General features: G+C 66.6%; 24 protein-coding genes. 10 read left to right on the top strand and 14 right to left on the bottom strand.

Features of this window, described 5'->3' with window-relative positions; genetic code table 11:
• The first annotated feature begins 11 nt into the window (after positions 1-11).
• Positions 12-608: an isopropylmalate isomerase gene (locus tag CUR21_RS06990; protein ID WP_100196295.1), complete on the top strand. Its 597-nt coding sequence runs from the start codon at positions 12-14 to the stop codon at positions 606-608.
• A gap of 26 nt (positions 609-634) precedes the next feature.
• Here the strand turns inward: CUR21_RS06990 and leuC are convergent, their stop codons facing one another.
• Positions 635-2053 (bottom strand): 3-isopropylmalate dehydratase large subunit, encoded by a 1419-nt coding sequence (gene leuC, locus CUR21_RS06985; protein ID WP_100196294.1) that lies wholly within the window; start codon positions 2051-2053, stop codon positions 635-637.
• Positions 2054-2413: 360 nt separating this feature from the next.
• On the opposite strand from leuC, the gene rsfS reads away from it, so the two are divergent.
• Positions 2414-2848: a ribosome silencing factor gene (rsfS, locus tag CUR21_RS06980; protein WP_100196293.1), complete on the top strand. Its 435-nt coding sequence runs from the start codon at positions 2414-2416 to the stop codon at positions 2846-2848.
• Positions 2849-2852: 4 nt separating this feature from the next.
• Positions 2853-3323, top strand: a complete 471-nt coding sequence (gene rlmH / locus CUR21_RS06975) for a 23S rRNA (pseudouridine(1915)-N(3))-methyltransferase RlmH (protein ID WP_100196781.1) — start codon at positions 2853-2855, stop codon at positions 3321-3323.
• A 58-nt stretch (positions 3324-3381) separates the two neighbouring features.
• On the opposite strand, the gene CUR21_RS06970 is transcribed toward rlmH, so the two are convergent.
• Positions 3382-3861, bottom strand: a complete 480-nt coding sequence (locus CUR21_RS06970) for a protein phosphatase (protein ID WP_100196292.1) — start codon at positions 3859-3861, stop codon at positions 3382-3384.
• A gap of 71 nt (positions 3862-3932) precedes the next feature.
• Here CUR21_RS06970 and CUR21_RS06965 point away from each other — a divergent pair, with 71 nt between their 5' ends.
• The 4 genes from CUR21_RS06965 (at position 3933) to CUR21_RS06950 (ending at position 7775) form a co-directional block, all read left to right on the top strand.
• Positions 3933-5663 (top strand): DNA polymerase III subunit gamma/tau, encoded by a 1731-nt coding sequence (locus CUR21_RS06965; protein WP_100196291.1) that lies wholly within the window; start codon positions 3933-3935, stop codon positions 5661-5663.
• A 12-nt stretch (positions 5664-5675) separates the two neighbouring features.
• The gene (locus CUR21_RS06960; RefSeq protein WP_100196290.1) at positions 5676-6020 is read left to right on the top strand and encodes a YbaB/EbfC family nucleoid-associated protein; all 345 of its coding nucleotides are present in this window, start codon (positions 5676-5678) and stop codon (positions 6018-6020) included.
• 3 nt (positions 6021-6023) lie between these two features.
• Entirely contained in the window at positions 6024-6647 is a 624-nt protein-coding gene (gene recR, locus CUR21_RS06955; RefSeq protein WP_100196289.1) for a recombination mediator RecR, read from the top strand.
• A 219-nt stretch (positions 6648-6866) separates the two neighbouring features.
• Positions 6867-7775 carry a LytTR family DNA-binding domain-containing protein gene (locus CUR21_RS06950; RefSeq protein ID WP_100196288.1) on the top strand — a complete coding sequence of 303 codons (909 nt, stop codon included), beginning with the start codon at positions 6867-6869 and terminating at the stop codon, positions 7773-7775.
• A 27-nt stretch (positions 7776-7802) separates the two neighbouring features.
• Here the strand turns inward: CUR21_RS06950 and CUR21_RS06945 are convergent, their stop codons facing one another.
• The gene (locus tag CUR21_RS06945) at positions 7803-8552 is read right to left on the bottom strand and encodes a DUF1013 domain-containing protein (RefSeq protein WP_100196287.1); all 750 of its coding nucleotides are present in this window, start codon (positions 8550-8552) and stop codon (positions 7803-7805) included.
• Positions 8553-8676: 124 nt separating this feature from the next.
• On the opposite strand from CUR21_RS06945, the gene CUR21_RS06940 reads away from it, so the two are divergent.
• Positions 8677-9318, top strand: a complete 642-nt coding sequence (locus CUR21_RS06940; RefSeq protein WP_100196286.1) for a ribonuclease T2 — start codon at positions 8677-8679, stop codon at positions 9316-9318.
• A gap of 57 nt (positions 9319-9375) precedes the next feature.
• Here CUR21_RS06940 and CUR21_RS06935 read toward each other — a convergent pair whose 3' ends face one another.
• The 3 genes from CUR21_RS06935 to CUR21_RS06925 form a co-directional block, all read right to left on the bottom strand.
• Entirely contained in the window at positions 9376-12678 is a 3303-nt protein-coding gene (locus CUR21_RS06935; RefSeq protein ID WP_100196285.1) for a DNA translocase FtsK, read from the bottom strand.
• A gap of 14 nt (positions 12679-12692) precedes the next feature.
• The gene (locus tag CUR21_RS06930; RefSeq protein WP_100196284.1) at positions 12693-13877 is read right to left on the bottom strand and encodes an aminotransferase class I/II-fold pyridoxal phosphate-dependent enzyme; all 1185 of its coding nucleotides are present in this window, start codon (positions 13875-13877) and stop codon (positions 12693-12695) included.
• 172 nt (positions 13878-14049) lie between these two features.
• Entirely contained in the window at positions 14050-15360 is a 1311-nt protein-coding gene (locus CUR21_RS06925; protein ID WP_369802516.1) for an amidase, read from the bottom strand.
• A gap of 106 nt (positions 15361-15466) precedes the next feature.
• Here CUR21_RS06925 and CUR21_RS06920 point away from each other — a divergent pair, with 106 nt between their 5' ends.
• Positions 15467-16696: a UbiH/UbiF/VisC/COQ6 family ubiquinone biosynthesis hydroxylase gene (locus CUR21_RS06920; protein ID WP_100196779.1), complete on the top strand. Its 1230-nt coding sequence runs from the start codon at positions 15467-15469 to the stop codon at positions 16694-16696.
• A gap of 360 nt (positions 16697-17056) precedes the next feature.
• Here CUR21_RS06920 and CUR21_RS06915 read toward each other — a convergent pair whose 3' ends face one another.
• From CUR21_RS06915 to CUR21_RS06880, 8 genes are all read right to left on the bottom strand, one after another.
• A complete protein-coding gene (locus CUR21_RS06915) occupies positions 17057-17536 on the bottom strand; it encodes an RNA pyrophosphohydrolase (RefSeq protein WP_369802509.1) in 480 nt (159 codons plus the stop codon).
• Between the two features lie 60 nt (positions 17537-17596).
• Positions 17597-18934, bottom strand: coding sequence for a S41 family peptidase (locus CUR21_RS06910; RefSeq protein WP_100196282.1), 1338 nt, complete (start codon positions 18932-18934; stop codon positions 17597-17599).
• A 9-nt stretch (positions 18935-18943) separates the two neighbouring features.
• Entirely contained in the window at positions 18944-20053 is a 1110-nt protein-coding gene (locus CUR21_RS06905; protein WP_100196281.1) for a murein hydrolase activator EnvC, read from the bottom strand.
• Entirely contained in the window at positions 20050-21573 is a 1524-nt protein-coding gene (gene gpmI / locus CUR21_RS06900) for a 2,3-bisphosphoglycerate-independent phosphoglycerate mutase (protein WP_100196280.1), read from the bottom strand. Before gpmI ends, CUR21_RS06905 begins: the two co-directional genes overlap by 4 nt.
• A gap of 162 nt (positions 21574-21735) precedes the next feature.
• Positions 21736-23115 (bottom strand): glutamine synthetase family protein, encoded by a 1380-nt coding sequence (locus CUR21_RS06895; protein ID WP_100196279.1) that lies wholly within the window; start codon positions 23113-23115, stop codon positions 21736-21738.
• 56 nt (positions 23116-23171) lie between these two features.
• A complete protein-coding gene (locus tag CUR21_RS06890) occupies positions 23172-24758 on the bottom strand; it encodes a gamma-glutamyltransferase family protein (RefSeq protein WP_100196278.1) in 1587 nt (528 codons plus the stop codon).
• A gap of 107 nt (positions 24759-24865) precedes the next feature.
• Positions 24866-25273 carry an acyl-CoA thioesterase gene (locus CUR21_RS06885; RefSeq protein WP_100196277.1) on the bottom strand — a complete coding sequence of 136 codons (408 nt, stop codon included), beginning with the start codon at positions 25271-25273 and terminating at the stop codon, positions 24866-24868.
• Between the two features lie 89 nt (positions 25274-25362).
• A complete protein-coding gene (locus CUR21_RS06880) occupies positions 25363-25725 on the bottom strand; it encodes a DUF983 domain-containing protein (protein ID WP_100196276.1) in 363 nt (120 codons plus the stop codon).
• Between the two features lie 192 nt (positions 25726-25917).
• Between CUR21_RS06880 and CUR21_RS06875 the strand changes: the two genes are divergently transcribed.
• Positions 25918-26973 (top strand): substrate-binding domain-containing protein, encoded by a 1056-nt coding sequence (locus tag CUR21_RS06875; protein ID WP_100196275.1) that lies wholly within the window; start codon positions 25918-25920, stop codon positions 26971-26973.
• Positions 26974-26997: the final 24 nt, after the last annotated feature.

Below are 26997 nucleotides of genomic sequence, written 5' to 3'. Positions count from 1 at the left end.
CGCAGAGCTTTATGTTTCAGACCATCGACCTGTCCCTGCTGCGCACCTGCGCCTTCAACCGCTGGTCGCCGACGATCGGAGATCCCACGATCTGGGGCTGGGGCACGGTGGCGGCCTATGCCCTCTGCGCGCTTCTGGCGTTGCGGGTGGTGCTCCGCAGCCGGGGCGGCTCCCGCCGCGCGCAGCTGTTCTGGGGCGTGATCTGCATCGCCATGGCCTTTCTGGCCCTCAACAAGCAACTCGACCTGCAATCCCTGCTCACGGCCACCGGCCGCTGCATCGCCCACCAGCAAGGCTGGTACGAAGACCGCCGCGGTGTGCAGCGCGGCGTGATCATGGCCTTGCTTGCCGTGATCCTGCTGCTTCTCGCCACCAGCCTGTATCTGATGCGACGCGACCTGCGGCGCAACGCTCTGGCCCTGCTGGGCCTGATCGTCGTGTCTGGCTTCGTGGCCTTCCGGGCGGTCGGGTTTCATCATTTTGACGAGATCATCAATCTGCGGGTCGGGGATGTGCGGTTCAACGTGATCTTCGAACTGACAGGTCTGGTCATGATCGCGCTGAACGCGCTGGTCCTGCTGTTGCGGAAAGGACCGCGCCGCCGCTAGGGCCGCGCGATCCTTGTCCCGAAGGCTCAGACGGCTTCCGCCATCATCTCGCGCACATCGGTCAGATGCCCGGTGATCGCCGCGGCCGCCGCCATCGCGGGCGACATCAGATGCGTGCGCCCGCCACGGCCCTGACGGCCTTCGAAGTTGCGGTTCGACGTGGCGGCACAGCGCTCGCCTGGGGCCAACTGGTCCGGGTTCATCGCAAGGCACATGGAACAGCCCGCAAGCCGCCATTCAAAGCCCGCATCGATGAAGATCTGTGCCAGACCTTCTTCTTCCGCCTGTGCCCGCACAAGGCCCGAACCCGGCACCACCATCGCGCGTTTCACCTTGATCTTGCGGCCTTTCAGGATCTCGGCCGCCGCGCGCAGATCTTCGATCCGGCCATTGGTGCAAGACCCGATGAACACGGTGTCAATCGCGATGTCCGACAGTTTCTGACCCGGGGTCAGACCCATGTAGTCCAGACTGCGCGCCGCCGCCTCGACCTTGCCACCGGTGAAATCGCTGGGCGCGGGCACGGTGCCGGTGATCGGCAGCACGTCCTCGGGGCTGGTGCCCCAAGTGACGACGGGGGCGATATCCTCACCGCGCAGGGTGACGACCTTGTCCCAATGCGCGCCCTCATCCGAGAACAGCGTCTTCCAATAGGCCACTGCCGCCTCCCAAGCGGCGCCTTTGGGCGCATGCGGGCGGCCCATGCAATAGGCAAAGGTCTTTTCATCCGGCGCAATCAGGCCGGCGCGCGCACCGCCTTCGATGGCCATGTTGCACACGGTCATCCGGCCTTCCATGGAAAGCTCGCGGATCGCCTGCCCGCAATATTCGATCACATAGCCGGTGCCGCCTGCGGTGCCGGTGGCGCCGATCACCGACAGGGTGATGTCTTTCGCGGTCACACCGGGGCGCAAGCTGCCGGTGATCTCCACCTTCATGTTCTTGCCCTTGCGCTGAATCAGCGTCTGCGTGGCCAGCACATGCTCGACTTCCGAGGTGCCGATGCCATGCGCGAGCGACCCAAAGGCGCCATGCGTGGCCGTGTGGCTGTCACCGCACACCACCGTCATGCCGGGCAGGGTCCAGCCTTGTTCGGGGCCCACGATATGCACGATGCCCTGACGCACATCGGACACCGGATAATAGTTGATCCCGAAGTCCTTGGCGTTCTTGTCCAGCGCGGCCACCTGCACGCGGCTGTCTTCGGTCATCGTGGCCGCATTGGCGCGGTCCAGCGTGGTGGGCACGTTGTGATCGGGCACCGCGATGGTTTTTTCGGGCGCGCGCACGCGGCGCCCGGTCATCCGCAGGCCTTCAAAAGCCTGCGGGCTGGTGACTTCATGCACCAGATGGCGGTCGATATACAAAAGGCAGGTGCCGTCTTCGGCCTGATGGACGACGTGATCGTCCCAGATCTTGTCGTAAAGCGTACGCGGAGCGGTCATGGCTCTCACCTTATCTTGGGATGGCTTGGGAATAGCGAAGGGCGCGCGCCAGCGGCGCGCAAGGCGGGCCGTTTCACAGCCGCGCAAGCACCGTGCGGGTCATGCCGAAAAAGCGGGCTGGCAGCCGCGCATGGTCGGTGATGTTGAAATAGATGAACCCGGTCATGGCGCGCTTGATACGCCCAAACGCCGCGTCAGGCAAGGTTCTCTTGGTCGCGCGGCACGGCCTGCGGCCCTTCTTGCCTTGCGCAGGCGGCGGATCGGCGCTATGCACCCCGGCTTGCCCGCTTTGTTGAGGTTGACACCCAAGGGTGCTACCTTTCGGGGTGTCCCGGCGCCGGGGATGGATCGGCGCGTCAGATGGAGGACGATGTCCTGTCTCACTCAGATCCTGCGACCGGGCTGCCGGTCGGACCCCGGGCCAACCGCGCAAGCGCCCCGGATTACACCGCCGATGAGTTGCTGCAAACAGTGCTCGCCTCGGTCGAAGACGACAAGGCCGAACAGGTCGTGCAGATCGACCTGCGCGGCCGCTCGGACGTGGCCGATTACATGGTGATCTGCTCGGGGCGGTCGTCCCGACAGGTGGCGGCGATTGCCGAAAAGCTCGCCGACCGCGTGAAGCAAAGCTTTGGCCTTGTCTGCAAGATGGAAGGCAAGGAAACCGGCGATTGGGTGCTGATCGACACCGGCGACGTGATCGTCCATGTCTTCCGCCCGGAAGTGCGCGAGTTCTATCAGCTGGAAAAGATGTGGCTGCCTTCGGGCGATGCCCTGCGCGGGTCGGTCGTCTGATCCCATGCGCCTGCATCTTTGCGCTGTGGGCCGGCTTCGCACCGGCCCCGAGCGGGCCTTGATCGACGATTACACCACCCGATTCGACCGTTCGGGGCGCGCCCTCTCGCTTGGCCCGCTCAGCACGCATGAGGTCGAGGACAAGCGCGGCGGCGGCATGGCCGCCGAGGCCGAGCTTCTGGCCCGCGCAGTGCCTGCGGGCGCCCTGATGGTGACGCTGGACGAACGCGGCGCGCTGGTCAGCAGCCCCGACTTTGCCACCATGCTCGCGCGCTGGCGCGACGAAGGGCGGCAGGATCTGGCCTTTGTCATCGGCGGCGCGGATGGGATCGACCCGGGCTTGCGGGCACGGGCCGATGCCTCGCTCAGCTTTGGCAAGATGGTCTGGCCGCATATGCTGGTGCGGGTGATGCTCTGCGAACAGCTCTACCGCGCCGCCTCGATCCTGGCGGGGGCGCCCTATCATCGGGCCTGAGCACGGGTTGCACCTGCGGGAGCCTCCGGCGGGGATATTTTAGAACAGATGAAAGGGTTTAGCGCGCGCTTGCCCAACGCTGTTGCGCCTTGGTTTCCACCGCGCAAGAGCGCGCGGCGCGCAGGCGGGCCAAGGCGGTGTCGGGGTCTTCGCCGCCCTCGACCAACAGGCGCAGCACCGCCATGCCCGACCGGCCGCAACCGCCCATGCAATGCGCGAGCACCCGGCCCCCGCCCGCGAGGAGGGCGCGCGCCTGTGCCGAAGCCTTGGGCCAAAGTGCGGCGGTGTCCGCTTTAGGGGTGCCGAAATCCGGGACCGGCAGATGGCACCACGCAATGCCCGCCGCCGCCAGATCGGCGGGCAGGTTGCCCGCCCCTTTGGTGGCCAGTTCCAGCCGTGAGGTCATCGTCAGCACCAGCGCGGGCCGCCAGTCGCGCAGGCGGGCAAGGTCGCCCGCGTAATCACCCTGTCGCCCCGGCATCGGGCACAGCGCCAGCGTGCCGCCAAGCGCCGGTATTTCTGCAATCTCAAGGGTCATCGTCGGGCCTTCGGGTGGACGCGGGCGGCGGGAGCGCCTAGGTTGGGGGCAAGTCACCCCCGGAACGCATTATGTCTGACAGCCCCGACAAATCCTATCAGGTTCTGGCGCGGAAATACCGCCCCGCCACCTTTGCCGATCTGATCGGGCAAGAGGCGATGGTGCGCACGCTCAAGAACGCCTTTGCCGCCGACCGCATCGCCCATGCCTTTGTGATGACAGGGGTGCGCGGGGTGGGCAAGACCACCACGGCGCGGATCATCGCCAAGGGGCTGAACTGTGTGGGCCCCGATGGCAGCGGCGGCCCCACGACCGAGCCTTGTGGCCAGTGCGAACCTTGCCGCGCCATCGCCGAAGGCCGCCATGTCGATGTGATGGAGATGGACGCGGCCTCGCGCACCGGGGTGGGCGATATCCGTGAGATCATCGATTCGGTGCATTACCGCGCCGCCAGCGCGCGCTATAAGATTTACATCATCGACGAAGTGCACATGCTTTCGACCAGTGCCTTCAACGCGCTGCTCAAAACGCTGGAAGAGCCGCCGGCGCATGTGAAATTCATCTTCGCCACCACCGAGATCCGCAAGGTGCCGGTCACCGTGCTTTCGCGCTGTCAGCGGTTCGACCTCAAGCGGATCGAGCCCGAGGTGATGATGGCGCATCTGTCCAAGGTGGCCGCGCTGGAAGGCGCGCAACTGGCCCCCGATGCCATGGCGCTGATCACCCGGGCCGCCGAAGGCTCGGTCCGTGATGCCATGAGCCTGATGGATCAGGCCATCGCCCATGGCGCCGGGGAAACCACCGCGCTGCAAGTGCGCGCCATGCTGGGGCTGGCCGACCGGGGCCGTGTGCTTGATCTTTTCGACATGATCATGAAGGGCGAGGCGGCGGCGGCGCTCACGGAAGTGGCCGGGCAATATGCCGATGGCGCCGATCCGATGGCGATCCTGCGCGATCTGGCCGAGATCACCCATTGGGTCAGCGTCCTCAAGATCACGCCCGAGGCCGCCGAAGACCCGACCACCCCGCCGGATGAGCGCGCGCGCGGGCTTGAGATGGCCAAGGCCTTGCCGATGCGGTCGCTGAGCCGGATGTGGCAGATGCTCTTGAAGGCGATCGAAGAGGTGGGGCTGGCCCCCAATGCGATGATGGCCGCCGAAATGGCGATCATCCGGCTGACGCATGTGGCCGATCTGCCCGATCCCGAATCGCTGGTGCGGCGCTTGCAGAACGCGCCGGGGCCGGTTGCGGGCGGGGCGCCGGCGGGCGGCGGGGCCGTGCATGGCATGGTGCGCGCGCCTTCGGCCCCGATGCGCGGGCCAGTGATGAACGGCGCCGGGCAGGTGATGGCGCTGGCGGCTGAACAGGTGGTCTATGCCAGCTTTGATCAGGTCGTGGCCCTGATCCGCGACCGGCGGGACATGAAGCTGCTCTATGAGGTCGAGGAAGGCGTCCGCCTCGTGCGCTATTCCCCCGGCCGGATCGAGTTTGAACCCGCCCCCCGCGCGAGCCAGGATCTCGCCGCGCGGCTGGGCCAACGCTTGCAGGCCTTCACAGGCCAGCGCTGGGGTGTCTCTGTCGTCTCTTCGGGCGGCCAGCCCACCATCGCCGAAGCCCGCGATGCCGCGCGGTTGCAGACCGAGGCCGAGGTGCTGCAAACCCCGCTGGTGCAGGCCGTGATGCTGGCCTTCCCCGGTGCCAAGATCGCCGAGATCCGCACCGCCGAAGATCTGGTGCAGGCCGCCGCCGCCGAGGCGCTGCCCGAAGTCGAAGATGAATGGGATCCCTTCGAGGACAATTGAAAGGACAAGACGATGCTGAAAGGTTTGGGCGGGCTGGGCGACATGGCCGGCATGATGAAAAAGGCGCAAGAGATGCAGGCCAAGATGGCCGAAATGCAAGAAGACCTCGCGCGCACGGTGGTGATCGGCGAATCGGGGGCCGGTCTGGTCAAGGCGCGCTGCACCGCCAAGGGCGAGCTGACCGGGCTCGAGATCGATCCGTCGATCTTTGTTGCCTCTGAAAAAGAAGTGGTCGAAGACCTGATCCTTGCCGCCATCAAGGATGCCCAATCCCGCGCGGCCGAGCGCAGCCAGTCGGAACTGGCCAAGCTCACCGAAGGTCTGGGCCTGCCCCCCGGCATGAAACTGCCGTTCTGACCGATGTCAGGCGCGCCCTCTGGCCCCCCTTCTGGCCCCCCGCGCGAGATCGAGGCCCTGATCGCGCTGATGGCCCGGCTGCCGGGGCTCGGGCCGCGCTCGGCCCGGCGGGCGGCGCTGCATCTGCTCCGGCGGCGCGATACCGTCATGGCCCCCTTGGCGCAGGCCATGGCCACGGTCGCGCTGACCGCGCAAGATTGCCGCATTTGCGGCAATATCGGCACCGCCGAGATCTGCCCCATCTGCGCCAATCCCGCACGCGACGCGCGTGAGATCTGCGTGGTGGAATCCGTCGCCGATCTTTGGGCGATGGAGCGTGGCGGCGCCTTCAAGGGGCGCTATCACGTTCTGGGCGGCACGCTCAGCGCCTTGGATGCCATCGGCCCCGACACGCTGCGCATCCCCGATCTGGTCGCCCGCGTCGAACAAGACGGCGTCACCGAAGTGATTCTCGCGCTCAACGCCACCGTCGACGGCCAGACCACCGCGCATTACATCGCCGATACGCTGGCCCCGCTGGACGTGCAGATCAGCTCGCTGGCACAAGGGGTGCCGATTGGCGGCGAACTCGATTATCTGGACGATGGCACCATCGGTGCGGCCTTGCGGGCGCGGCGCCGCCTCTGATACAGCGCGATTTGCGGGAAAACAGGCCCGAAATGGCGCATGGCATCTGCTTCCCACTGGACAGGCGGGGTGTTTTTGACAAGCTGACCTTGGACAAAGACACAGGAACGCCCGGGTCGGAACAGGGAAACGATCACTCTTGAACGGGCTGAACAGCCTCCGACCCGTAACAACAGGATAGCAAGGCCGCCGCAAGCGGACCAAGACGATTGGTGTGAAATGCAGGTTGTTTACTTGAACGGCAGGCGTTTGCAGATCACGTGGCGTGAATTGCGGCTGCAATTCCGCCATCCCTATTTCGTTGGCATGATGATGCTGATGGGCCTCAGCATCATTCTGATCGGTCCTTACAACCATTTGCTGAACTTCGGCCCGTTGCGGCTCACCCTGTTCTACGCCGCCTGCTTTGGCAGTTTCACCAGTTTTCTCTATGCGCTGCTCTGGCTGTGCCACCGGATGAACTGGCCCGCCTACAGCCTTTTCACCGTCGGCGGGGCGGGGCTGGGGGCCACGCTCTGCGGGCTGCTGGCCGCCTTGCTCTTGGGTGCGCCCCTGCCCAGCCTCACCGATATGGCCTTGGTCACCGGGTTCAATCTGGTGTTTTGTTATCTGGGCGAGACGCTGCAATCCACCTATGTGATTCCGCGCATTCTGCCCGATCTGCGCAACTCGGCGGCGCAAGACAGGCTCGGCGCGTTCATCGAGTCCGAAGGCGGGGCCTTGTCGCCGCTGCCAGCCGAGTCGCCGCCGCCTGCGCATGTGCATCTGTTTGGCCAGACCTTCGCCACCCACCAGCTTTATCTGCTCGAAGCGGAAGAGCACTATGTTGCGGTCGTGCTGCGCGATGGCACCCGCACCCTGCTGCGCGGCCGCATCGCCGATGCGGTGGCAGTGCTGCACCCCGATCTTGGGCGGCGCGTCCACCGCAGCTATTGGGTGGCGGCGGCGGCGGTGGTGGGCTTCCGCCCCGACCGTTCGGGCGCGCATCTGATCCTCACCCATGGGGACACCGTGCCGGTGGCGCGGCCCCGAATGCCCGAGGTGCGGCGCTGGGCCGAAAACCTGAACCCCGCGCCGCCCCCCGCAAACAGGAAGGCACCCCAAAGGGTGCCTCCGGTCGATCTCTGATCTGCGCTTGGGGCGCGGTCGCGCGCCTCAGCGGCGCAGATCGTCGTCCTCGTCGTCCTCGTCGTCATCATGCTGCGGCAGGTTGAAAAAGCTTTCCGCATCCGAGAAATCGGCAGCGGGCTTTTCCTCCTTCTCCGGACGCGAGAACATCTCCATACCCGACGGGATCTTCGGCTCTTCCGGCATGCCCAGCGACTGCTCGGTCGACACCAGCTTGCGGCGCTCGTCATCGCTCATCACGATGCCTTCCGCCGCGCGGCGGCGCACGGCGGCCTGCACGGCCACATCCAGCTCCGACTGCTTGCACAGCCCCAGCGCCACCGGGTCCACCGGGGTGATGTTGTTGATGTTCCAATGCGTGCGCTCGCGGATGGCCTGAATCGTCGGCTTGGTGGTGCCCACCAGCTTGCCGATCGCCCCATCCGACAGCTCGGGGTGGAACTTCACCAGCCACAGGATCGATGCCGGACGGTCCTGCCGCTTGGACAGCGGGGTATAGCGCGGACCCCGGCGCTTTTCCTCGCCCACGGCGGCGGCGTTGAACTTCAGCTTCAGCTTGTAGAGCGGGTCTTTCTGACCCTTCTCAATCTCGCCCGCGTCCAGCTGGTTGTTGGCAACCGGGTCAAAGCCCTTCACGCCGGGCGCCACGTCGCCATCGGCAATGCCCTGCACCTCAAGCTCATGCATGCCGCAGAAATCCGCGACCTGCTTGAACGACAGGGTGGTATTGTCCACGAGCCAGACGGCGGTGGCCTTTGCCATAAGCGGCTTGTTCATGCCCAACTCCTTTACAAATCTCTCCCGTGCCGGGAAAACGGCTGCAGGCGCCTTGCCTGCGATTTCCACGATGTCGGGAATTCTTGGGTGATATAGGCGGTTTTGACCGAAAGGGGAAGCGGAAATGCGAAAGCTCGCACTGGCACTGGCGCTGATCTGCGCAACCGCTGCGCCCGCGCGGGCCGAAGGCGACCGGGCCGGCGATTTCGACTATTACGTGATGGCGCTGTCTTGGTCCTCCAACTGGTGCGCCCTGCAAGGCGACGCCCGCCGCGATCCGCAATGCGACCGGGGCAGGGGGGTGCCCTTTGTCCTGCACGGGCTTTGGCCGCAATACGAACGCGGCTGGCCCAGCGATTGCCGCACCACCGCCGCCGACCCGTCGCGCAGCGACACCGCCGCCGTCGCAGATCTCTTCGGCGGGGCCGGGGCCGCCTTCTACCAATGGAAGAAACACGGCCGCTGCTCGGGCCTTTCTGCCCGCGCCTATTACGCGCTGGCCCGCCAAGCCTTTGAGTCCATCACCATTTCCCCGATCTTCCCCCGGATCACCCAAGATCTGAAGGTGCCCGCCTCGGTCATCGAAGGCGCCTTTCTCGAAGCCAACCCCGGCCTGCGCGCCGATCAGATCACCGTCACCTGCCGCGCGGGTATGATCCAAGAGGTGCGCCTCTGCCTCACCCCCGATCTCACCCCCCGCCGCTGCGGCGCGGATGTGATCCGCGACTGCACCTTGCAGGATGCCGAACTCAACGCCGTGCGCTGACCAATAAAAAACGCGCCCCAACCGGGGCGCGCGTTTTGTCGCGTCTCTGGCCCCGGATCAGGTTTCCGGCACCAGAATCTCGCGCTTGCCCACATGGTTGGCCGCCGTGACCACGCCTTGCTCTTCCATCTGCTCCACCAGCTTGGCGGCCTTGTTATAGCCAATTCCCAGCTTGCGCTGGATATAGCTGGTCGAGCATTTGCGGTCCTTGGCCACAATCGCCACCGCCTGATCATACAGCGCGTCGTCACCGCCGCCTTCACCGCTCGACAGGCCCAGCACCACATCAATATCCGATGCGGTGTCTTCATCCGGGCCTTCCACCACGCCCGACATATAGACCGGCGGGCCAAAGCTCTTCAGGTGGTTGACGATTTCCTCAACCTCTTCATCGCTCACGAACGGCCCGTGAATACGGGTGATCTTGGCGCCATTGCCCATATATAGCATGTCGCCCATGCCCAGCAGTTGCTCGGCCCCTTGCTCGCCCAGAATGGTGCGGCTGTCGATCTTGCTGGTGACCTGAAACGAAATCCGGGTCGGGAAGTTCGCCTTGATCGTCCCGGTGATCACATCCACCGAAGGCCGCTGCGTCGCCATGATCAGGTGAATGCCCGACGCCCGCGCCATCTGCGCCAAGCGCTGGATGCAGGCTTCAATCTCTTTGCCCGCCACCATCATCAGATCGGCCATCTCGTCGACGATCACCACGATGTAAGGAAGGGCCACCGGCGCGAATTCTTCCGTCTCGAACACCGGCTCGCCGGTATCCTCGTCAAACCCGGTCTGAATGGTGCGCTTGAACATCTCGCCCTTGGCCAGCGCCTCGCGCACCCGGCCATTATAGCCTTCGATGTTGCGCACGCCCATCTTCGACATCTTGCGATAGCGCTCTTCCATCTCGCCCACGACCCATTTGAGCGCGACAACCGCCTTCTTCGGGTCCGTCACCACGGGTGAGAGCAGATGCGGAATCCCATCATAAACCGACAGTTCCAGCATCTTGGGGTCGATCATGATCAACCGGCATTCCTCGGGCGACAGCTTATACAGCAGCGACAGGATCATCGTGTTGATCGCCACCGATTTGCCCGAACCCGTGGTCCCCGCGATGAGGAGGTGAGGCATCTTGGCAAGGTTCGCGACAATCGCATCGCCGCCAATGTCCTTGCCCAGTGCCAGCGGCAGCCGCATGTTGCTGTCGCCAAAATCGCGCGCGGCGATGATTTCGCGCAGCACCACCTTTTCGCGGGTGGCATTGGGCAATTCGATCCCGATCACCGACCGGCCCGGCACGGTGGACACCCGCGCACTCAGCGCCGACATGCTGCGCGCGATGTCATCGGCCAGCCCGATGACCCGGCTCGCCTTCAGGCCCGGCGCAGGCTCCAGCTCATACATCGTGACCACGGGGCCGGGGCGCACGCTGACGATTTCGCCCTTCACGCCGTAATCATCCAGCACCGATTCCAGCATCCGCGCGTTTTCTTCCAGCGCCTCATCCGACAGGGCAAAGCGCTCCACCGTCGACGGGCTGGACAGCAGCGACAGCGGCGGCAGTTCATAAGGCTGGTTCACCTGCTCGTCAAAACGCAGGCGCGGGTGGCTTTCGGCAATCGCCTGCCGCGACGGGGCCACCGGCTTTTTCACCACATGCTGCACCACGGGCTTGCGCACCTCGGGCACCGGGATATGCGGGGCCACACGCGGCGCGCGCGGGGCCATCACCGGGGTCGGGTCATAATCCGGCTCGTAATTGTCATCCGGCTGCCATGCCTCATCGGCCTCGGCGTCATCCGCATAGGGCGGCACCGGCGGCAGGTCGGGCGTGAAGATGTTGTTCACATCATCCCATGCCTGCGCCGAGTCGCCAAACGCCTCCGGCTCTTCCTCCGCGCGATAGGCGCGCGGCAGCGGCGGGGCAGGGGGCAGGCCCATTCCCGACGTTGCCCCCAAAGGCGCAGTGGGCGGCACCGCTGCCCCGGCAAAGCGCGCGGCGGCCTGCGGCGCCATCAGCGGCACCACCTGGGCTGCGGTCAACGGCGGCTCGGGCGGCAGGCCTGCGGGCGCCATCACCGGAGGCGGGGTCACGCTCCGCCGTGTGTCCGCAATCAGCGGCTGCGGCCCGCGCAACCGCTGTGTCAGGCTGCGGGCCACGGGCGGCTCCCGCCGCGTTTGCGCGGTGCTCCCCGGGTTCAGCACCGGGCCGGGATGCCGCATCCGCGACCGGATCGCATCGGAAATCCGCGCCTTGATGCGGTCATCACTCGGGGCCTGCGCATCGGTGAATTCGGGCAACACCGGCTCGACCAACTCGGGCTCGGGCTCGGCGCGCCGCATCAATTGCGGCATGCGGGCCAGAATGCCTGCCTTCTCGCGCGGCGGGGCATAATGCGCCGCCTCGGCCATCGGCTCGGGATAGCGCGGATCGGCGCGCAGCGGGCTGCGCAAGGCCGAAGGGCGGCCCCATTCCTGCGCCTGCGCCGCCGTGTCTTCCGGCTCGGGGGCGGGCGGCGCGGCAGCGGCGCGGTGAATCGCGGCATTGCGCGCCGCCATCGGCGCAAAGGCCTTGGCGGCAGGGGCGGCCGTGCGGGGATAGGCAGGCGGCGCCTCGCCCTCGTCCCACGCCTGCGACCGTGTGGCCGCGCGATGGGCCATCGCCTCGGCCCGCACGGCGCGCCGCTCGGCCAGCGCATGCGCCGCGCGGCTGGTGCCGCGCCCTGCCATGTTCAGGGCCGCGCCATAGGCAAAGATGGACCCCATCGCCAGAAACCGCCCGATGACCGACAGTTCCACCATGGTGAATCCCGTCACCCACAGCCCCATCACCAGCAGCAGCCCGCCCAGAATCAGCGAAAACAGCGTCAGGCCCACGCCTGCGCTCACCGGGGCCACGCCCAGCAGGGTGCCCAGAATGGTGTCGCCAAACAGCCCGCCCAGACCAAAGGAATGCGGCCAGTCCGATCCGGGCACCAGCGTGGCGGCAAAGACCGACGCCAGCGCCACGGCGATCACCGCAAAGACGATGCGCCCCATGGCACGCTCGGCCCCGCGATGGGTCACAAAGCGCAGCCCCCAGACGCCCAGAATCACCGGCAGCATCCACGCGCCTTTGCCGCCGATGATCATCAGCGTCGACGACACCGCCGCGCCAAACCGGCCCAGCATATTGGCGGCAGGCTCATCGGTGGCCACCATCCAGCCCGGATCTTCCGGCGAATAGCTGCCCAGCATCGCCGCGAACAGAACCGCCACCAGCAACAGGGCAATCCCCACCAGCTCGCGCCCACGGCGCTCCAGCATGGCGGCGGTGTCCTGATCCAGAAGCGGGTCGCGCTGACGCATGTTGATGGATGCCATGACCTTACCTGTCCTCAATCGTAGAGGCAGTCACGAAGGCGGATCAGCCCGTGCTGCAATTCTGTTTGTGGGGCGACCAAAGCCACCCGGATATAGGCCTTGCCGGGGTTCGCGCCCCCGGCATCGCGCGAAAGATACGCGCCGGGCAACACCCGCACGCCGGTTTCGCGCCACAGTTTCAGCGCGGCGGTCTCGCCATCCCCCTCGGGCACCGGCAACCACAGGAAAAAGCCGCCTTCCGGCGCCACCCGGTTGTGGGTTGCGGCAAAGACCTCATCGGCCATGGCGAATTTCGCCTGATACAGTGCAAGGCTTTCCGCCACATGCGCCTCATCCTGCCACGCGGCCTCTGACACGCGCTGAATGGGCAGCGGCAAGGGCGCCCCCGCGAAAGACCGCAACTGCCGGATGCGCGCCATGCTCTGCGCCCCCGTCGCCACAAAGCCCGACCGCAACCCCGGCAGGTTCGACCGCTTCGACAGCGAATGAAACACCGCCACCCGCTCCGGGTCCACGCCCTGCGCCGCCGCCACCGCCAGCGCGCCGGGCGGCGGCGCATCGCGCCAGATCTCGGAATAGCACTCATCCGCGAAAATGCGGAAATCATGGCGCTCGGCCAAGGCCATCAGCCGCGCCAGATAATCCGCCGGGGCCACCACGCCTTGCGGATTGGCGGGCGAGCACAAATAGGCCACCGTCACCCGGTCCAGCACCTCGGCGGGCAGCCCTTCATAATCGGGCAGAAATCCCGTCTCGGCAGTGGCGGGCACATAGACAGGCTCCGCCCCCACCGTCAGCGCCGCCACGGCATAGACCTGATAGAACGGGTTCGGCATCAAGATGACCGGGCGCTTGCCGCGCTTCACCTCGGGCGACAGCGCCACCGCCGCGTTGAACAACCCCTCCCGCGTGCCGTTCAACACCATGATCCGCTCTGGCGTCAGCGCCACGCCATAGCGCCGCTCCACCCATCCCGCGATGGCCGCAAGCAGCTCGGGCGTGCCGTCATTGGGCGGGTAAACGCCAAAGCCCTCAAGGCTCTGCGCCAAAATCCCCCCGACAAAACCCGGCATCGGATGCCGCGGCTCGCCAATGGTCATATGCACCACCGGACCGCCGGGCGCATGCGCATCCAGCAGCTTCCGCAGCCGCGGAAACGCATAATCCGGCAGGTTCGAGAACCGCTCTGGAAACGCCATATCTGCCTCTTGTTCGGGGTCGTCGCGCCCCGTTTCACCGCAGGATAGCCCCTCGCAGGGGCGTGGTCCAGAAAAAGCCGCGCAAGCTTGGGGTTAGCCACAAGCCATTGTGTCTTTTTCGCCCGCCGCCCCAGCCGCCGCCCCAGCCGGCTTGCGCCACCCGCGCCGCGGCCTAGCGCAAGGCGCGCGCCGCCGCCGCCCCCAGCCGCAACAGCCGCTCTTCCTGCCCAGGCCCCGCCATCAGGCTGATGCCGCAAGACGGCTCTGAAGTTGGCAGCGTCAGCGCGCAGCCCCCCATCAGATTGCCGATCCGCGTGTTGCGCAACGCCAGCAGGTTTTCGCGCGCGTAATAGTCCGGATCGCTCAGCAGCCGCGCCGCATCCGGCGGCAGGATTGGCGCGGTCGGCACCAGCACCGCATCATAGCCCGCCACCGCCTCGGCCCAGATGGCGCGCAAAACCTCCAGCCGCCGCCACGCCGCCACATAATCCGCCGCCGCATAGCCCGCCCCCGACCGGAACCGCTCCAGAATCGGCGCGAACATCTTGTCCGGCGCCGCCTCAAGGGTCTTGCCCCAGATGCCATAGGCCTCGGCGGTGAACAGGATCGGCGACAGCCCCATCGCCTCGCGCAGCTCTGGCACCACCCCGCGCTCGATCCGCGCGCCAGCCCGCGCCAGCCGCGCCAGCGCATCGTCAAACCCGCGCGCGGGGGCCGCGCGCAAATCCTCCAGCGCCACCGTCTCCAGCACCAGCAGCCGCGCGCCGCCAAGGCTGGCCCCGTCCAGATCCGCCGCCTGCCCCCCCTCCAGCGCCGCCAGAAGCAGCGCGCAATCCTCCACCGTCTGCGCCAAAGGTCCCACGGTGTCGAACCGCGCGCACAAGGGCACCACCCCTTGCGTCGAGATCCGACCATGCGTTGTCTTCAAGCCGACCAGATCATTCCACGCCGCCGGAATCCGCACCGACCCCCCGGTGTCCGACCCGATCGCCGCCGGGGCCAGACCAAAGGCAACCGAGGCCGCCGCCCCCGAGGACGACCCCCCTGCTACCGCCGCCTCATCGTTGATGCATGGCGGCGTCGCCGTCATCGGATTGAGCCCCAGCCCGGAAAAGGCCAGTTCCGACATATGGGTCTTGCCCAGACAGACCAGCCCTTGCAGCGTCGCGGCACGCAAGGCCTCGGCATCCGCGCCGGGCACCCGCCCGGCCAGCAGACGCGACCCGGCCTCGGTCTCCCGGCCCGCGGTGTCGAACAGATCCTTCCAGCTGATCGGCACCCCGTCGAGCAGCCCGCGCCGCAACCCCGCCTTGGCCCGCGTCGCCGCCGCCATCGCCTCGGCCCGGCTGCGGTTGGGCATCACCCGCGCATAGATGCGCTCGCGCAGCGGGTGGCGCGCGATGGCCTCCAGCTGCATCTCGCACAGCTCCACCGGATTGATCCGGCCGCGGCCGATCTCGGCCCCCAGTTCCGCCGCCGTCATATTCGTCCAGCTCTTCGCCATGAAACCGCCCGCCGCTGCCATCGCGGCCACGCTAGCGGCAAGGCAGCGCATGGACAATTCCGAACTTTGCCCCATAGTCCCCGCCATGACATATGACAGCGACATCCTGATTGCCGGGGGGGGATTGAACGGCCCGGCACTGGCGCTTGCCCTTGCGCAATCGGGGCTGAGCGTCACCGTGGTGGATGCCCGCCCGGCCACCGCCCGGGCCGAGACCGGGTTCGACGGGCGCAGCTATGCGCTGGCCATCGCCTCCAAACGCCTGCTCACCGCCATCGGCCTCTGGTCCGCCGTGGCCGATCAGGTGCAGCCGATCCTGCAGATCAAGGCCTCGGATGGCACCGCGGGCCAAGGGGCGGCGCCGTTCTTCCTGCACTTCGATTCGGCCGAGATCGAGGAAGGCCCGATGGGCTTCATGCTGGAAGACCGCCACCTCTACCGCGCCTTCCTCACCGCGATGCAAGACACCCCGGGGCTGACGCTGCGTTCGGGTGAAACGGTTGTCGCGCAAGAGAGCGGGGCGCAGGGCGTGACCGTCACCCTCGCCTCGGGCCAGATCTTGCGCGCGCGCCTGCTGATCGGCTGCGATGGCCGGGGGTCAGGAACCGCCGCCCGCGCTGGCATCCGCCGGGTGGGCTGGGGCTATGGTCAGACCGCGCTGGTCACCGCGATCCGGCACGAAGCGCCGCACAACGGGATCGCGCATCAGTTCTTCATGCCCGCCGGGCCGCTGGCGATTTTGCCGCTGCCGGGCGGACATCATTCTTCGATCGTGTGGAGCGAGACCGAGACCGCCGCCGCCGCGATTCAGGCGCTGGGCGATGCCGACTATCTCGAGGTGCTGCGCCCGCGTTTCGGCGATTTTCTCGGCGAGATCGCGCTGGCCGGGGCGCGCTTCACCTATCCGCTGTCGCTCAGCCTGGCCCAAAGCTTTGTGGCGCCGCGCCTTGCGCTGGTGGGCGATGCGGCGCACGGGGTCCATCCGATTGCCGGACAAGGGCTGAATCTGGGCCTGCGCGATGTGGCGGCCTTGGCCGAGGTTCTGGTCGATGCGCACCGCCGCGGCGAAGACATCGGCGCCGCCGATGTGCTGGAGCGCTATCAGCGCTGGCGGCGGTTTGACTCCACCACGCTCGCGCTGGGCATGGATAGCGTCAACCGACTGTTTTCGAACAACAATCCCGCGCTGCGCCTGATGCGCGACCTTGGCATGGGCGCGGTCAATGCGCTGCCCGGCCTGCGCCGCGGCTTCATGCGTCAGGCCGCGGGCCTCAGCGGTGACCTGCCCCGCCTGCTGGCCGGGCAAAGCCTGTAACCCAAGCGCCGGGGCCGTCGCGGGGGGCATCGAGCCCCCCGCAACGGCGTTGCCACGGCAGGCGGCGCCGCCGCGCGCGCTTTGCTGGGGCGCGCCGGTTGCCGCAGGGGAGCCTCCGGCGGGAGTATTTCAGAAAGGTGCAATGACCCTGCTGCGCTTAACCTGCCATTAGGGGTAATGCGTGATGGTGAAAAGGCGGTACAGGGAGGAGTCCCGATGACCGTAAAGGTGCAAGTCGCCCCGGTCACGTGGAAAGCGCTTCCTGCGCACTGGACCGGTGCCGATGGCCGGGGCGCAACCTTTGTGGATTTGCACCTTTTCCAAATACTCAAAACGCGACGGTGCCGTTGGCGCGGCGGTTCAGGCCGCCAGATGGGCGCGGAACCTGTCGACCACCTGCGCATAGACGGCACGCTTGAAGGGCACGATGCTGTCGCACATCTCCTGCGCGCCGATCCATTTCCACGCGGCGAATTCGGGATGCGGGCGGTCGATGCGGATCTGGCTGTCGTGGCCGTGGAAGCGGCACAGGAACCACTTCTGCTTCTGCCCGCGGAACTTGCCTTTCCAGACCTTGCCCAGCAGCTCTGGCGGCAGGTCATAGGTCAGCCAGTCGGGGGTTTCGTCCAAGATTTCGACCAGATCGGCGGTCACGCCGGTTTCCTCCCACAATTCGCGCAGCGCGGCGTCGCGCGGGGCTTCGCCCGCGTCGATGCCGCCTTGTGGCATCTGCCACGCCGGAATCGTGGAATCGAGGCGCTGGCCGGTCCAGATCTGGCCTTGCGCGTTGATCAGGGTCACGCCCACGCATGGGCGGTAGGGCAGGGTGTCAGGGGTCATCGGCATCGGCTCCGCCTATCGGGGGGAGCAGGGGCGGGCCCCTGCTCTGCGCCCCATCGCTTATTGCGCGACCGCCTGCAAGCCCCGCAGGATGTCGACCGCATAGGCCAGCTGGTAATCCTCGTCGCGCAGCTTGGCGGCCTCTTCCGTGCGCGCGCGCTCTTCTTCCAAGAGCTTGCGCTCATCCTCGGACATCGAGTCATTCGTCAGCGTTCCCCGCAGATCGGCTTCCGAGGTCTGGCGGCTGGCGGCGCTGCTCTCTTCTTCGGGGGTGGTCGCCGTCGGGTCGCGGCGCGGCTGGTTCACCACGATATCGGGCATCACGCCCAGCGCCTGAATCGAGCGGCCCGAAGGCGTGTAATACCGTGCCGTCGTCAGCCGCATCGCGCCTTCGCCGCGCAGCGGGATGACCGTCTGCACCGAGCCTTTGCCAAAGCTCTTGGTCCCCACCACGATCGCCCGGCGGTGGTCTTGCAGCGCGCCCGCCACGATTTCCGAGGCCGAGGCCGAGCCGCCGTTGATCAGCACCACGATCGGCTTGCCTTGCGCCAGATCGCCTTCTTGCGCGTTCACCCGCTCGCTGTCCTGCGCGTTGCGGCCGCGAGTCGAGACGATTTCCCCCTTGTCAAGGAAGGCATCCGACACCCGGATCGCCTGTGTCAGCAGCCCGCCGGGGTTGTTGCGCAGATCAATCACGAAGCCGTTCACATTCTCCATCCCGCCCAGCTCTTCCACGGCCGAGCGCAGGTTTTCTTCCAGCCCCGGATAGGTCTGGTCGTTGAAGGTGGTCACCCGCAGCACCACCGTATCGCCCACCACGCGGCTGCGCACCGCCGTCAGCTTGATGGTGTCGCGGATGATCGACACGTCGAAAGGTTCCGTCACCCCTTCGCGCACCACGGTGATGATGATCTCCGATCCCACCGGGCCGCGCATCAGATCCACCGCCGCATCCAGTTGCAGCCCCAGCACCGACTCGCCGTTCACATGGGTGATGAAATCGCCCGCCTCGATCCCAGCCTCATCCGCAGGCGTGTCGTCGATCGGCGACACCACCTTCACAAAGCCCTCTTCCTGCGTGACCTCGATGCCAAGCCCGCCGAATTCGCCGCGCGTCTGCACCTGCATGTCGTCGAAATCCTGCGGCGCCAGATAGCCCGAATGCGGGTCAAGCGACGTCAGCATGCCATTGATCGCCGCTTCGATCAGCTGCTTGCTGTCCACCTCTTCCACATATTGCGCCCGCACCCGCTCGAAGATGTCGCCGAACAGGTCCAGCTGCTCATACACATTGGCATTGCGGCTGTTTTCCTGTGCAATCAGCGGGGCCGCCAGCTGGGTGGTCAGGACAACCCCGGCCACGGTGCCGCCGAGCGCGGCCATCACGAACTTTCTCATCGCCTTGTCCTATTCCCTCAATGCCGCGAACCATTCGGCCGGATCGACCGGGTCTGCCCCTTGTCTCAGCTCCATATAGAGCGTTTGTGTGCCCTGCACGCCACCACCTTCTTGCGCGCTTGCCAGAAAATCGGCAACCCCCGGATCGCCGCCTCCCATCAGGCCAAGCGCCGCGCCAGCGGCCAGAACCTCGCCAACCTCACCATAAACCGTTTCCAGCCCGGCAAGGATCAACAGATAGCCCCCTCCGGGCTCCAGAACGATCACATTTCCGTAGTCAAGCAAGGGCCCAAGGTAACGCACTGTTGCGGGCCAAGGCGTCGTCACCAGCGCCCGCGCCCGCGTCGCCAGCGTAACGCCGGGGCGGCGCACGCCCACCGAATCCGATTCCATCGACCGCCGCAACAGCGTGCCCAGCACCGGCAGGGGCAGCCGCCCCTTGGCTTCGGCAAAACTGCCGCCCGCGCTGCTGTCCAGCGCCAGCCCCGAGGCAAAGGCCTCCAGCGTATCCGCGCTTTCCAGCAAACCGCGCAGGGTCTCCGGGTCTTCGGTAAAGCGGCGCGGCAATTCGGTCCGCTCCGAAATCGCCTGTGACAGCGCGGTGCGCGCCTCTTGCGCCACATCCAGACCCGCCAGCAAGGTTTCTCCGGCGGCCTGTTGCAGCGCCCGCAGATCGCGCAATTCGGTCAGCTCGGCGCTCAGCGTTTCGGCCTCCGCCTGAAGCGCCGGGGTCACATCGGCCAGCATCATGCCCGACCGCACGGTGCCCAAAGGCCCAGAAGGGTGCAACAGCAGCAAGGGCCCCGGGCGGCTTTCCAATTGGCTCAGCACCCCCACCAGCTGCGCCACCCGGTCGCGCTTGGCCTGAAACTGCAATTCCAGCGTCGTCTCGCGCAGATGCGCTTGCCGCAGCGCCTCGCGCATCGCGGCCAAGCCTGTCTCATAGGCGCGGATGGTGCGGGTCAGCGCCGAAACCCGCTCGCGGGCGGATTGGGCCGCCTCCAGTTCGGCCACCGCCGCCTGCAAATCGGCCGAGGCCGCTGCCGCCTGCTCCGCCACCCCCTGCGCCAATGCCGCAGGGCTCGAAAGCATCAGGGCAAGGGCGGCAGCGCGGATCATTGCAGCAGGCTAACTCCGGTCATTTCAATGGGCTGCGGCAGCCCCATCAGCTGCAACACCGTGGGCGCAAGATCGGCCAGACGCCCGCCCGCGCGCAAGGTGGTTCCTTCGGGCGCGCCCATCACGATCACGGGAACCGGGTTCAAGGTGTGCGCCGTATGCGGGCCATTGGTCACCGGGTCCCACATCTGTTCGCAATTGCCGTGGTCGGCGGTCACGATCAGCGCGCCGCCGCGCGCCCGCACCGCCGCCACCGCGCGGCCAAGGCCTTCATCCACCGCCTCGCAGGCCTTGATCGCGGCCGCCATCACCCCGGTATGGCCCACCATATCGGGGTTGGCAAAGTTGACCACGATCAGGTCATAGCCCGCCTCGATCGCGGCCTCCAGCTGCACCGCCACCTCGGGCTCGCTCATCTCGGGTTGCAGGTCATAGGTCGCCACCTTGGGCGACAGCGGCATGAACCGCGCCTCGCCGTCAAACGGCACCTCGCGCCCGCCGTTCAGAAAAAAGGTGACATGCGGATACTTCTCGGTTTCCGCCAGCCGGAACTGGGTCTTGCCATGTTTGGCCACCCATTCGCCAAGGCAATTCACGATCACCCGCTTGGGGAAGGCGGTGGCCATAAAGGCGTTATGTGCCTCGGAATATTCCACCATCCCCAGCATCGCCGCCCAGTCGGGGCGGCGGTCCACGGCAAAGCCGGTGAAGTCGGCTTGGCCCATGGCCGCCAGAATCTCGCGCGCGCGGTCGGCGCGGAAGTTCAGGCAAAACAGCCCGTCGCCATCGCGCGCGCCCGCGTAATCGCCAATCACCGTGGGGGCGAGGAATTCATCCGTCTCACCCTTGGCATAGGAGTGCGCCACCGCCGCCTCGGCATCGGGGGCGGCTTCGCCTTTGGCCAAGATCATCGCCTCATAGGCGCGCGCCACGCGGTCCCAGCGGTTGTCGCGGTCCATCGCCCAATAACGCCCTGTCACCGTGGCCACGCGCGCACCTGCGGGCAAGCCCGCCACCAGTTGCGCCATGAAGCCAGCGGCGGAAGAGGGCGCCACATCGCGCCCGTCGGTGATCGCGTGCAGCGCCACCGGCACCCCGCGCGCGGTCAGCGCCCGGCAGGCCGCCAGCACATGGCTGATATGCCCATGCACGCCGCCATCCGACACCACCCCCATCAGATGCGCGGTGCCGCCCTTGGCGCGGACCGCCTCGGCAAAGGCCACCAGCGCGGGATTGCTGGCAAAGCTGCCATCCTCCACCGCAAGGTCGATCGCGCCCAGATCCATCGCCACCACCCGGCCCGCGCCGATGTTGGTATGGCCCACCTCGGAATTGCCCATCTGCCCGCTCGGCAGGCCGACATCGGGGCCAAATGTGGTCAGCGTGCTGTGCGGGCAGCTCGCCATCAGCGCATCGAAATGGGGCGTATGCGCCAAAGCCGCCGCGTCCCATTCCCGCACCGGGCCGATGCCCCAGCCGTCAAGGATGCACAGGACAACGGGTTTGCGGTCGGTGGTCATGGCGCGGCCTCATGGTGGTTCGGGTTCCATGGTCATAGCCCTTGGGCGGGCATCGGGCAACACTCTCGCATCAGGGCGAAAAGGTTAAGGAACCATGAATCCCCGCAGGTCAAGCCCTTGATTTCCATAGGGGCTGGTCGGTGTAACACAGGGGGAACCCCCTCACACCGAAAACCCGTACAGCGCCCACTCCGCCTCGCTCACCTCCAAGGCCATCCTCATCACCTCGGCCTTCTTGATGGCCACAAAGCCCCGGTGCAGCGGCTCCCCCAGCACCCGGCGGGCAAAATCCGACCCCTCCAGCCGCTCGATGGCCCCCAGCCAGTCCCGCGGCAGGCTGGCAGAGGGGGCGTTCTCATAGGCATTGCCCAGCGTGGCTGGCCCCGGATCGGCCCCCGCCGCGATCCCGTCCAGCGCCCCCCCCAAGGTGACCGCCGCGACCAGATAGGGGTTGGCGTCCACCCCCGCCACCCGATGCTCGAAATGCCGGGTCTTCCCGCTCCCCGACGGCACCCTTACCGCCACCGTCCGATTCTCCACCCCCCAAGCATCATTCCCCGGCGAGTAGTTCACGCTGGCAAAGCGCCGCCACGAGTTTTGAAACGGGGCCAGCACCGCCATCGTCTCGCCAATCGTCCCCCGCACCCCCGCGATGGCCTGCAGCATCAGCGGCGACAGCGCGCCCTCCGTCGGGTCGGCAAACAGGTTGCTGCCGCCCGCATCGGCCAGCGACAGATGCAGGTGCATCCCCGACCCCGCCATCGACCCGAACGGCTTGGCCATGAAACAGGCCTCCATCCCGAACCGCCGCGCCGTGCTGCGCAGCAGCCGCTTGGCCAGGATCACATCATCCGCCGCCCGCATCAGGTCGCGGTAGCGGATCGTCAGCTCATACTGCCCGCAGGCATATTCCGAAATCAGCGCCTCCAGCGGCAGATCCAGCGCCGCCGCCCCTTCATAGACCGCGTCAAAGAAGGGCGACATCTCGTCCAGCTCATCCACCGACATCGTGTTGGTGTTCCCCGACCGCCGCCCCGTCAGCGGATAGCGGGCGGGCTGCATCCGCCCGTTCCCGTCGCGCTCGCGGTCGACCAGATAGAACTCCACCTCCAGCGCCCCCATCGGCGCAAACCCCAGCGCTTCCGCCCGCTTCACCTGCCGCAAAAGCGCATGCCGGGGCTCGGCCGCAAAGCCGCTGCCGTCGGGGTTGAACATGCTGATCAGCACCAGCCCCCGCCCGGTCGCCGGCAGAAACCCCAGCGTCCCCGCAATCGGCCAACAGCGCAGATCGCCGCCGCCATCTTCCAGCACCAGCCCGGTGCCCGCCACATCATCGCCCGCCACATCCTGCGCGAACATCGACGCGGGCAGCCCGCGCCCTGCGGTGAACAGGCTTTCCAGCTCATGCCGCCGGATCGACTTGCCCCGCCCGATCCCGTGGCAATCGGTCAGCACGATGTCGATGGCCTGCACGTCGGGATAGCGCTGCAAGAAAGCCTGCGCCTCGGCCAGCGTCGCCCCGCCGGGGAAAGGAGTCGTCATCTTCGGTGTCCTGTGTTCCTGCGGGGCTGGCTCAACACCAACCCCCCCATGCCCGGTCAATACCCCAGCGCCAGCCCGTCCTTGCGCGGGTCCGATCCGCCGGTCAGCGTGCCTGCCTCCCAGTCGATCCAGATCGCCTGCCCGCCGCCATGCGGTTCCGTCGCGACCGAGACCTTGTGCCCGCGCGCCTGAAGCCCCGCGACGCTGTCCAGCGGCACGCCATGCTCGGCCTGCACTTCCCCGTTGCGATAGAAGACGCGGGCGCAATCCAGCGCCTCTTGCACATCCATGCCGTGGTCGAGCAGATTGCCCAGCAGATGCGCGTGGCCAAAGGGCTGATAGTCGCCGCCCATCACGCCAAAGGGCATCACGGCGCGCCCGTCCTTGGTCAGCATCCCCGGCATGATCGTGTGCAAGGGCCGCTTGCCCGGTCTCAGCGCATTGGGATGCGCCGGGTCCAGCCGGAAGCTCGCGCCCCTGTTCTGCAACACCACGCCCGTCTGCGCGCAGGTGATGCCGCTGCCAAAGGCGTGATAGGTGGAGTTGATGAAGCTGACGGCATTGCGGTCTTCTTCGACGATCGAGATATAGACCGTATCGGTCTTGGCGAGCCCCGGATCGGGCAGATCGGTCATCGCGCGGTCCTTGTGCAACGCGCCGCGCAGGCCGTCGGCGCGGGCGGGTGACAGCAGGGCGGCGATGGTGGCATCCTCGGGCGGCAGATCGCCAAGGCAGTCGTTGCGGTCGCGGTAGGCCAGACGCCCGGCCTCGATCTCCAGATGCAGGCGCTCGGGGCCGAGCGGCGCCAGATCCGACAGCGCAAAGCCCGACAGGATGTTCAGCATCAAAAGCGCCGTCAGCCCCTGATTGTTGGGCGGCATCTGGTGCACCCGATAACCGCGATAGGGGGCAGAGACAGGCGTCACGTAATCGGCGCGTGTGGCGGCGAAATCCGCCATCACATGCACCCCGCCAAGCGCTTGCAGACGGGCCACCAAGGCCTCGGCCACCGGGCCTTCATAGAACCCGGCGCGGCCCTGTTCGGCAATGCGCCGCAGCGTTTGCGCCAAGGCAGGCTGACGATGCACCTCGCCCGCCTTGGGGGCGCGGCCACCGGGCAGGAAGATGGCGGCCGAGCCTTCATCCTGTGCCAGCCGGGCCGCCGTATCGGCCCAGTCCTGCGCCACCCGGTCCTGCACCACATAGCCGTGTTCCGCGTAATGGATCGCGGGCGCCAGCACGGCCGCCATGCCCAACCGTCCATGATCGGCCGACAGCCGGCACCAGGCATCCACCGCGCCGGGAAGTGTCACCGAATGCGGGCCATAGGTCGGCACCGTGTCCAAGCCCATGCCGCGATAGGCCTCAATCGTCGCCCCCGCAGGCGCGCGGCCCGATCCGTTCAGCGCGATCACCGGCTCTTGCCCCGCAAGGCACATCAGCACAAAGCAATCGCCGCCAATGCCCGTCGATTGCGGCTCCACCACGCCTTGCACGGCGGCGGCGCAGATGGCGGCATCCACCGCATTGCCACCCGCCCGCAGGATCTCCAGCGCGGCCAGCGTTGACAAAGGGTGCGAGGTGGCCGCCATCGCTTGGGTGGCGCGGGCCGGCGAGCGGCCGGGAAGCTGGAAATTGCGCATGGGTCAGGTGTTCTTTCGTCAAGGTGCCCGGCCGGTGCGGGGCGGATCGGTCGGCGCCTTCCTTAAAGCGCATCCTTTTGCATCGTGCAAATGCGCTGCAAGGACTGTCACGCCCTTTGCGGATCGGCGGCCTTGGCAATCGGCACCGGGCGACCATCCTCATCCAGCGCGACAAAGGTGAAATTCGCCTCTGTCACCTTTTCCGATTGCGGCTGCGCCCGCGCGCGCCGCCACGCATCGACGTGAATGGTCATCGAGGTGCGCCCTTGCCGCACCAGCGTGGCGTAAAGCGACACCTCATCCCCCACCTTGACGGGGCGATGAAAGATCATCGCATCCACCGCCACCGTGGCACTGCGCCCGCCCGAGGTGAGCGAGGCCACACTGCCGGCCGCAAGGTCCATCTGGCTCATCAGCCAGCCGCCAAAGATATCGCCCGACGGGTTGGTGTCGGCGGGCATCGCGATGGTGCGGATGGTGGGGCTGCCTGCGGGTGGCTGGTCTTCACGGCTCATGTCGGTCCTGTCGGCTGTGCATCAGACGCAAAGCCTAGCAGATCATTGCGCCCGCGACAGGGGGGCCGTGGGGCCACCCGCGCCCTGTGTCAGAACCCGTGCAACCGGTCGGCCCATTGCCAGCCGATCATCAGACCCTTGATGCGTGGCAGCATCCACAAACTGCCCGCAAGCACCACCGCCCCCACCAGCAGCGCCGTCATCCACGGCCCAAGTTCGGTATAGACGATCATGAAATGCAGCATGAAGCCTGCAATGTGGCACATCACCAGAATCGTGAAATAGGCCGGCCCGTCATCCGCCTTTTGTGGCGCAAAGCTCTGCCCACAGGATGCGCAGGCCGGGGCCACCTTCAGATAGCGGGTGAACAGCTGGCCTTCGCCGCAATTCGGGCAACGCTGACGCAAACCACGCAGCATCGCGGGTTTTCTTTGGCGGGTGTCGTCTGTCATCGCGCTCTCCTGACTGCATCTCCAATATAGAGACTCTGCCCCCGTCATCAACCGCAACCCTCTGGCGGGGCCAGATGTCCACAGGCACCTTCGCAAAACTGTCATGAAGCTGTTGTAAAACTGTTGTCGCCCCCGGGTAGCAGAACGGCAGGGCCACATGTGAACGGTCCGAGAAATCCACTGGAGAGTGATATGAACCTCATGAAATTCACCGTGTCGGCGCTGGCCATCGCGGCCGTGTCTGCCACCGCCGCAGCGGCACGCGACAACGTGCAAATCACCGGTTCTTCGACCGTTCTGCCCTATTCGACCATCGTCGCCGAAGCCTTCGGTGAAAACTTCGATTTCCCGACTCCTGTCGTGGAAGGCGGCGGTTCGGGCGCAGGCCGCGCCAAGATGTGCGAAGGCGTGGGCCCGAACACTGTCGACATCGCAAACTCGTCTTCTCGCATCACCCAGCGTGATCTTGACACCTGCGCTGCCAATGGCGTGACCGAGATCATGGAAGTGCGCTTTGGCTATGACGGCATCGTCTTTGCCTCGGATGTGAACGGCCCCGAATTCGCCTTCACCGCAGGCGACATCTACAACGCCTTGGCCGCGCAGGTCGTCAAGGATGGCGCGCTGACCGCCAACACCCACAGCCAGTGGGCCGAATTCAACCCGGCACTGCCCGCGCAAGACATTCTGGTTCTGTCGCCCGGCACCAAGCACGGCACCCGCGAAGTGTTTGACGAGCGTGTGATCATCGCAGGCTGCAAGGAAACCGGCGCGCATGACCTGTTCCTTGCGGTTGTCGCCGGCGATGACGACTCGGCCAAGAACCGTGCCGCCAATGCCGAATGCGCCAAGCTGCGCACCGATGGCCGCAACGTCGACATCGACGGTGACTACACCGAAACGCTGCAGCGTCTGGAAAACGACAAAAACGCCATCGGCGTGTTCGGTCTGTCCTTCTATCAAAACAACACCGACAAACTGCGCGTCGGCACCATGGGTGGCGTGGTTCCTTCGACCGAAACCATCGCCTCGGGCGATTACCCGGTGTCGCGTCCGCTGTTCTTCTACGTCAAGACCGCGCATCTCGACGTGATCCCCGGCCTGAAGGAATATGTCGAGTTCTTCGTGTCGGATGATATGGCTGGCCCCGATGGGCCGCTGGCCCAGTATGGCCTCGTGTCCGACCCGGAACTGGCTGCCACTCAGGAAGCCGTGGCTGCGCGCACCCCGATGGCGCCGCTGAACTGATCCAAGACCCGGGGGCGTCGCGCA

Source organism: Pseudorhodobacter sp. MZDSW-24AT (assembly GCF_002794355.1).
In the GTDB taxonomy this organism is placed as follows: domain Bacteria; phylum Pseudomonadota; class Alphaproteobacteria; order Rhodobacterales; family Rhodobacteraceae; genus Pseudotabrizicola.
The sequence above is the reverse complement of the archived record's forward strand: the minus strand, read 5'-3'. Positions and strand labels throughout refer to the sequence as shown.